This window comes from Methanomicrobium sp. (assembly GCF_055145805.1).
Genome location: NZ_JBSREC010000069.1, coordinates 1 through 6,911, shown reverse-complemented (window position 1 = coordinate 6,911; position 6,911 = coordinate 1). Strand labels below are relative to the sequence as shown.

General features: G+C 35.0%; 6 protein-coding genes. 1 reads left to right on the top strand and 5 read right to left on the bottom strand.

The window, feature by feature from the left end; genetic code table 11:
• From ACTB1O_RS06570 to ACTB1O_RS06555, 4 genes are all read right to left on the bottom strand, one after another.
• Positions 1-1,040 (bottom strand): CRISPR-associated endonuclease Cas3'' (locus tag ACTB1O_RS06570; RefSeq protein WP_462994339.1); only part of this gene is annotated, 1,040 nt, incomplete at its 3' end.
• On the bottom strand, positions 1,040-1,780 hold the full coding sequence (gene cas5 / locus ACTB1O_RS06565; protein ID WP_462994338.1) for a CRISPR-associated protein Cas5: 741 nt from the start codon (positions 1,778-1,780) through the stop codon (positions 1,040-1,042). The genes ACTB1O_RS06570 and cas5, both read right to left, overlap by 1 nt.
• A 9-nt stretch (positions 1,781-1,789) precedes the next feature.
• Positions 1,790-2,683 (bottom strand): type I-B CRISPR-associated protein Cas7/Cst2/DevR, encoded by an 894-nt coding sequence (cas7i, locus tag ACTB1O_RS06560; RefSeq protein ID WP_462994337.1) that lies wholly within the window; start codon positions 2,681-2,683, stop codon positions 1,790-1,792.
• Between the two features lie 3 nt (positions 2,684-2,686).
• Complete coding sequence (locus ACTB1O_RS06555; RefSeq protein WP_462994336.1) at positions 2,687-4,294, bottom strand: hypothetical protein; 1,608 nt, start codon at positions 4,292-4,294, stop codon at positions 2,687-2,689.
• A 406-nt stretch (positions 4,295-4,700) separates the two neighbouring features.
• Between ACTB1O_RS06555 and ACTB1O_RS06550 the strand changes: the two genes are divergently transcribed.
• On the top strand, positions 4,701-5,495 hold the full coding sequence (locus tag ACTB1O_RS06550; protein WP_462994335.1) for a hypothetical protein: 795 nt from the start codon (positions 4,701-4,703) through the stop codon (positions 5,493-5,495).
• 10 nt (positions 5,496-5,505) lie between these two features.
• On the opposite strand, the gene ACTB1O_RS06545 is transcribed toward ACTB1O_RS06550, so the two are convergent.
• On the bottom strand, positions 5,506-6,911 hold a 1,406-nt coding region (locus ACTB1O_RS06545), incomplete at its 5' end, for a sensor histidine kinase (RefSeq protein WP_462994334.1).

Below are 6,911 nucleotides of genomic sequence, written 5' to 3'. Positions count from 1 at the left end.
AGTTCAGACTCTTTGAATAAAACAGCTGTTGAGTGAGTAAGCCCTGTTTTTTGTCCTGAAAAATAGTTTTCAAGCCTTAAAAAAAGGCTGTTTGCAGTAACCATGGTAGGGAGAAGGTAGATTAATTTTTTTTTGGAAGTAAATCCATTCTGTGCCCATAATATGGATGCTTCGGTTTTCCCGCTTCCTGTCGGAGCAATTGCAATCAGATTTGTATTGCAGTTCAAACATCTTTTTTGAAATTCTGTAAAACCAGAGAATGTTTTATTTTGTTCTTCACATCTTTCCCTGAGATGCTGTTTAAGAAGTTCTGCAGTCATTTGAGGAAAATCTGAGATTGATTCACCTGCTGATCCATACCAGTCCGAATAATAGAGAATTGCTTTCAAAAGAGCAAAAGCCATACGGGTGGATTCTTTACAGGAAATCCGTTTGTAGATTAATCCAAAAATATTACGAATGTAACCCGATGTGTTTCCATAGGGAGATTTATACTCCTTTAAAGAGACATCAGGGAAATCATATCCTTCTTTTGAAAAAATATCCGCTGCAACAGACAGAGCATGTTCAATCCCTCCAGAACTCCATTCAAGTTCCTGACCGTTTATGTTTTTTTCTGCTTCTCGTGAAAAAGAGTTCAAATCACCTGTAAGCGATTTATGGTGTCCTAAAACCACAAGAGCTTCAATTCCTTTTAGCTGACAAAGAGGTCTTTGAGTAATTAATTCTAATGAATTTGAATAGATAGAAACATATGGAAAAGATGCCACTTCATGCCGGTAATTATCGTGAAAGTCTATTATTCCACCGGCATTTATAGTATTCATCATGTTCTGAAAAGGGATACACATTTTTCCTATATCATGCAGAACTACAATTAAAAGGGAGCTTTGTAAAAATCGTTCAGAAGAGATTTGTAGAGCATCTGCCATATCATCAATGAGATGACATTTTGCCGCTGTAATCTCTTTCCAAGCCTTGTACGCTGCATAAATATGTTCGTCATAGGTCTGATCAGGTTTTGCAAGATATTCTGTCATTAATAGAAAACAAAATTTTTTTCGTCAATAACGTATCCATCAATTGATTCTGTTAGAGTAACAGGACTACTTATAAACGTAAACGAAAGAGTATTTATTCCAGTACGTATTTCTCCCTCAAATTCAAATCCAGTTGGAAGAGAATAGACTTCCGGCATTCTCAGTGAATAAGTAATAGGTTTATCCTGAAGAAGTGACTTTACATCATATTCACATTGTGAGGACATATCTCCTGGAAGAACAGTATTTTCAAAATTATTAAGTTTCGTTGGTAGGATTTCTTCAATGCGTGACAATTCTGTTATCTTTAAAAGATCATCACTGTTCCCTGCAGAAAGAGCATATACGGGATTTTGGAAAGCCTCACGTATTTTCTCAACAGAGTCCTTCTTCTCTGCGGCATAAACAAACGTAAAAGACGGATAAACCAGATACTCACGAGTGAGAACACTATAATGAGGTCTGTTTTTCATTTTATCTGCAGAAAATTCTTTTGTAGTTACCTTACGGTAATTCCAAAGATCTTTCATAATTCCTGCATGGGTTCCAGATACAGAAACTTGAATCTTATTTTTTTCTGCAAATTCATGGGCCCCTTTTAATGAAAAGCCAAGAGCTGCTCCCATAAGGCCAATAATTGTTGTTCTGGATGGAAGAGGCAGGGTTTGATGGAGTGTATGTGTTTCCGGAACACGGAATGATGCTGTTACCCCATTTCCTTTTACATAAAAGCAGTACATGCTTTTACCTCATGCGTAGTATTTGTTAACCAGCGTTTCAAGTTTATCAAATGCTTCTCCAATGGTTTTTGCATTTGCATATTCTTCTTTAAACAAACCTTTACGTTCTCCAAAAACTGCTTCAATAATCTCTCTTGAGTAGTCAACAGTGACTTGTTCAAGAAGTTTTGAATCAACTGAACCATTTTTTACCTGAAGGCATTCTAGGAATATTGGATTTTTTGTAGTCATAATTGCCCCAGCTACAAACTTAGGAGATATGTCTGCAAGGAATCTGCTCTGCCTGCCTGATCCCCATAGGTTTTTAAGCGCCTGTAAAAGTGCGATTACCCTTTTTGCCTTTTCAGCCTTGGATAGCTCTTCACCAAATCCATCTCCGCATCCAACTCTGTCAAGTTCAATAAGAATAGTTCCCCGATACATTCCTGAGTGAATTTCAGTTTCAAATATGTTGGGATCTCCTCCTGCTTTTGTTCCCATGTAATTTGTTCCGAAGTCCAAATCTCCCTGGTATGGATCAAGTGATATTAATGAGCATACACGAACTACTGAAGTACGTTTTGTGGATTTCCCCTTCCCCTTTGATTCACCTGTTTCAGTACCCATGTACCCAAAAAGGTCATCGTCAATATATTTCTCAGGTTTCTGTTCAGTAGTTGCAGCACCTTTTTTTATCTCTGCAACTGCCCCTTCTGAGAGATCCCATCCTAAAACTTCAAGCTGGTTTCTAAGGGCACGGCGAATTGCCTGTGAGGAAACATATGGATATTCTTCAGTTCCGATTGCAATTTTTTTTATGCTAGATATGTTGTCTGCTTCTTTATCTGATCCGTTTAGGGATGCAAGCGATACGGGGGTGAGATAAGAAATTGTAAGTGATTTCGCCTTTTTTATATCAGTCATAATTTATTCTCCTTTTGTCTGGTTTTCATTAGTCTTTGCATTAAATGAGTTCAGTGCTGCAATCATACAAAATTGCTTAAATTCCATAAAATTTGCATCGAAATTCTCACCTTTGTTGTAGATGTCAGCTGTAACTGAAATGCCATATCTCAATTGAATACGATTAATCTCATTGAGAAAATCTTCTGGTTTTCTTGTTTTTCTAAGACGGAACAAATCTCCTTTGCCCTTTTTACCCTGTTTTCCAACTGTCAGTCCAATGGTTTTTCCAAGGCTGACTGCAGTGTCAATTAATTCTTGTTTCATGATATCATCTTCATAAAGAATGTGTTCGTAAGTTTCAACAAAATCAAATACAGGCTTGATAAATTTTTTCTCGGATTTGCTGATGTGATATACAAATGATTCTGTAATATCAACAATATGCTGTTTTTTTAGGATACGTTCGCAAATTCTATTTCTGATAATGGTTTTGGATTTATCCTTTTGATCGTCGTCTATCAGAGTCTGCATTACTTTTTCAAGTTTAATTTTTTTTCCAGAAAAAGCAGAGAATAAACGGAAAAGATAAACTGCTTCAGTAAAATTCCAGACCATTTTTCCAATATATGACTGCCCAAGTTTTTGTAACTGGAGAATATAGTAACTTACAGGTGCTTTAGAAATATTCAGATCATACATGGCTTCAAAGTCAATCTCAGCTTCATCTGATCCAACTTTACTGGTAGTGCATGTTGTCTGGTAGACTGTGTACATAAATGAGAGAAATTGTTCGTATGGTTTTTGGAAATAAACTCCCAGGTGTTCTTCAAAATTTCTGAACCTGTTTTCATCGTATTTTTTTGCTGCTTCAAAAGATGGGATAATTTCAGTCATTTTACTAAAACTTTGTGAATAAACAAGGAACATATATGTATTGTCATCATTCACAGAGTAATAGCCGGAAACAGGTACAAATTTTCCTATATAGTCACACATCCAGCATACAGAAAAAGGTTTTTCACATTCTGAATTGAATGATTTAATTCCGGCAGAACTTGTAATCAGGGGAAAAACAGTTCCGGACACTTCTGAAGCAGAGTGTGTCGGACGACCACAGAGATAACAGGTTGTCTTAGCCTTTTTTGGAGTTGTGGCTATCGTTACTTTTGGCTGATAGGCATTTCTCCCATTTATTAGGAAGGTTGCACCATCGGCTTTGAGGTTATTTTCTTTCAGAAATGTGTCAAGACGATTCTGTAAGTACTCATATTTTTCAGGAAGCTGATTTTTTCTTCCTCCTTTAACATATGTATCATAATCGCCAGTGGGCCGTGGTGCTTTACTAAATATTACCTCTGCAATTCCCATGGATTTTACTTTTGGGAAACGCACAAAGGTGTCTTTTTCTGAGTCATAATAAAAACCGGTTTTTTCTGCCATCTGTTTGGGATTTGAAGTATTGTAATAAGTATCTAGAAGTAAATCGTAAACATCCCTAAGAAAGATTTCCAGATGATTATTAGTTCCACTAATGTATACACCGGAATCATCAGCATTAAGTTTTATTTCAGGATGATCCCCCAGCGCTTTTTCTGCAAGAGAATAAAAGCCCAATAACCCAGAATCCATCCAATATTGATGAATCACAGGAAAAAAAAGTTCAATATGGGAATCTTTTATCACAATTTTTGTTGTTAGCGGGATGAACGATAAAGATTCTTATTTTATTATTATAACTAAAAATTAATTTAAATATCCAATATCACTTATATGGAACTAGATTATTAAAAATGATAATCTACGGAATAACCATGTGAAACTTAAAGTATCTGAAATCAAATGCAATTTTGATCTCCATCTTTAAGATTAAAAACTTTCAAATCCCAAGTAACCTTTCTGGAACCAGGAATTTTTACACATATATAACATACTTCATTGTTTCAGATTTAACTACATTTCGTGTAGTATGTCAGATAAATTCCAAAATCCCCGCCACATTTTATAACCTTTAAAACTCATTTTGTAATTTAAGTCTATGCCCGGATGCGAATACACTCCCTACAAACCAAAAAATGCCGGTGAAGTTGTATCATGGTGCAGGAAAAACGGAATAATTCCAATACCCTGCCAGCCAAAGTCAAAAGCTCCGCTTGGGATAATATCAAAAAAAGGCATATATAAGAAAAATCCTCCTTCAAAAGAAGAGCTTTTAAGAATTTATGACAGACGCTTTTTTGGAAAAAATGTCAGCGACTCATTTCATGTTCCTTCACCAAAAAGAATACTTGCAATCAATAATTTCTGGGATTCTCATTCACTGGAAAATATGGATGAAAGAACAATCAGCATCTCACTTGGCATGAACTACCCGACAAATGACGGTTATACAATTGCCTGTATTGATATTGACAGCAACTCACATACAGGACTGTCTGAAATCAATCCGTTCATTAAATGTCCGCTTGTAGGAGGAAAAAAGGGAGGAAAAATATTTTTCAGGCTTGATAAGGAGAACAAAAATCCAAGCCCTATTATTCAGTATTCAACAAAAGAAAATCTAAACCTTGCAGGGCCAAAACAAAAACCTGCACTGATAGAACTGTTCACTGGCCATAAACATGCTTTAATCTATGGCGAACACCCGGACAGCACTTTGGACAATCCGATATTTTACTACTTTAAAAGAGGATTTGACTCAGATGTTCCTTTAATTACCTGGAATGAAACAACAAAGGCTATTGCAAATTATGCTGATGAGATGAATCTTGTTGTTAGAAAAACATCTTCAGTTATCCCTTATGATCAGACAAATCTCACAGACTGGGTATGAATTTAGAATTTCAAAAATAACGCCATTTTTCGGCAGGAACTTTTATTTCAAACCGTGCTCCCTTTCCAAAACAACCAATCTCAATTATTGAATAACCCATAAATTCAAGAATCTCTTTAACAAAAAAGAGGCCATAACCGGTATTTTTACCAACACCTTTCATAAATATCCTCTCTTTATCCTCTTTTGCAACTCCAACCCCATTATCCTCAAATGATATAGCACCAAAATCTCCATCTTCTCTGAATTTTACAGAAATTAAAGAGACATTTTCTCCATGCCTGACAGAATTTTCAGACAAACTGGAAAAGACAAATTTCATCATATCATCTGTAAATATCTCACAGTTTCCAGTTTCGATTCTGAGATTTATATCAGGCTTTAATACATCTGAAACAGAAAGAAGAACCATATTTTTTAAATCCTGCCAGGAGTTATCAAATTTTCCCAGGTTTTCATAATCTTTTGAAAAATTAACAAGCCTTTCAATATTCCCGGTACAGTCCTCAATCGCCTTTAAGTAGCCAAAAGCCTTATCATCATCGCTTTGACTATAACACAAAAGTTCTGCATAAAGTTTAACAGCAGAAACCTGATTAATAACATCATGCCGGGTGATTCCGGTTAGAAAACTTAATTCTTTGTTGACTAAAAGAATCCTGCTTTCTGCTTTCTTAAGATTTGTTATATCATTAACATGGATTAAAATATTGGCATCTTTGTCATTCAAAGGTATAAGAATTAATTCAAGGTTTGCCTTCCCTTTTTTTGATGTGCTATAGATTTTTGATTTTTTAATTTTATCGAAATCATAATCAGCCTCAATTCTTTGGTTTTCTCCGAATTCTATAGTATTTATAAGACTGTCAGTAATATTTGGATCCTTAAAAAGGTCATTAAATCTTATATTTTGAGGATTTTCTATCCCAAAAATCTCAATAAACGCCAGATTAAATCCAAGAATATCCCTGGTTTTTGAATTAATAATTATAAGGCCGACAGGTGTTTTATTCCAGACAAGCGGAAGAATATCATGAATTCCACGGTCTTGTTTTGCTGATTTTGAGATTTCTGTGGATTTTTCAACAAATTTATAAAATTTATTATACATTGATTCATTATCGTTTTCATTATTGATCCAGAAATCAGCAATATCTTTTTGAGTTTTCAAAATATCATCGGATTCTTCAGAATATGTCGCGATAAAGGGGTAAAACAATCCCTGATTTCGCAATTTTTTTATGTTTAAAATGGCATCATCACTAAAAAGTTCTGCATTCGAAATAATTGCATCGTAATTGAAAGCAGAGGCTTTTTTTACACCGTTTAAAAAATCTCCGGATGTATCTACATGAAAAGAAAAGTTCTGTTCAAGAAAATTTTTCAGGCTTTTTTGTTCAGTTTCATCCTGATTTA

What these genes read in the sequence shown, in the direction of transcription:
- cas5 (WP_462994338.1), bottom strand. Translation starts at nt 1,780, where the DNA reads ATGTACTGCTTTTATGTAAAAGGAAATGGGGTAACAGCATCATTCCGT.
- cas7i (WP_462994337.1), bottom strand. Translation starts at nt 2,683, where the DNA reads ATGACTGATATAAAAAAGGCGAAATCACTTACAATTTCTTATCTCACC.
- ACTB1O_RS06550 (WP_462994335.1), top strand. Translation starts at nt 4,701, where the DNA reads ATGCCCGGATGCGAATACACTCCCTACAAACCAAAAAATGCCGGTGAA.
- ACTB1O_RS06555 (WP_462994336.1), bottom strand. Translation starts at nt 4,294, where the DNA reads ATGGATTCTGGGTTATTGGGCTTTTATTCTCTTGCAGAAAAAGCGCTG.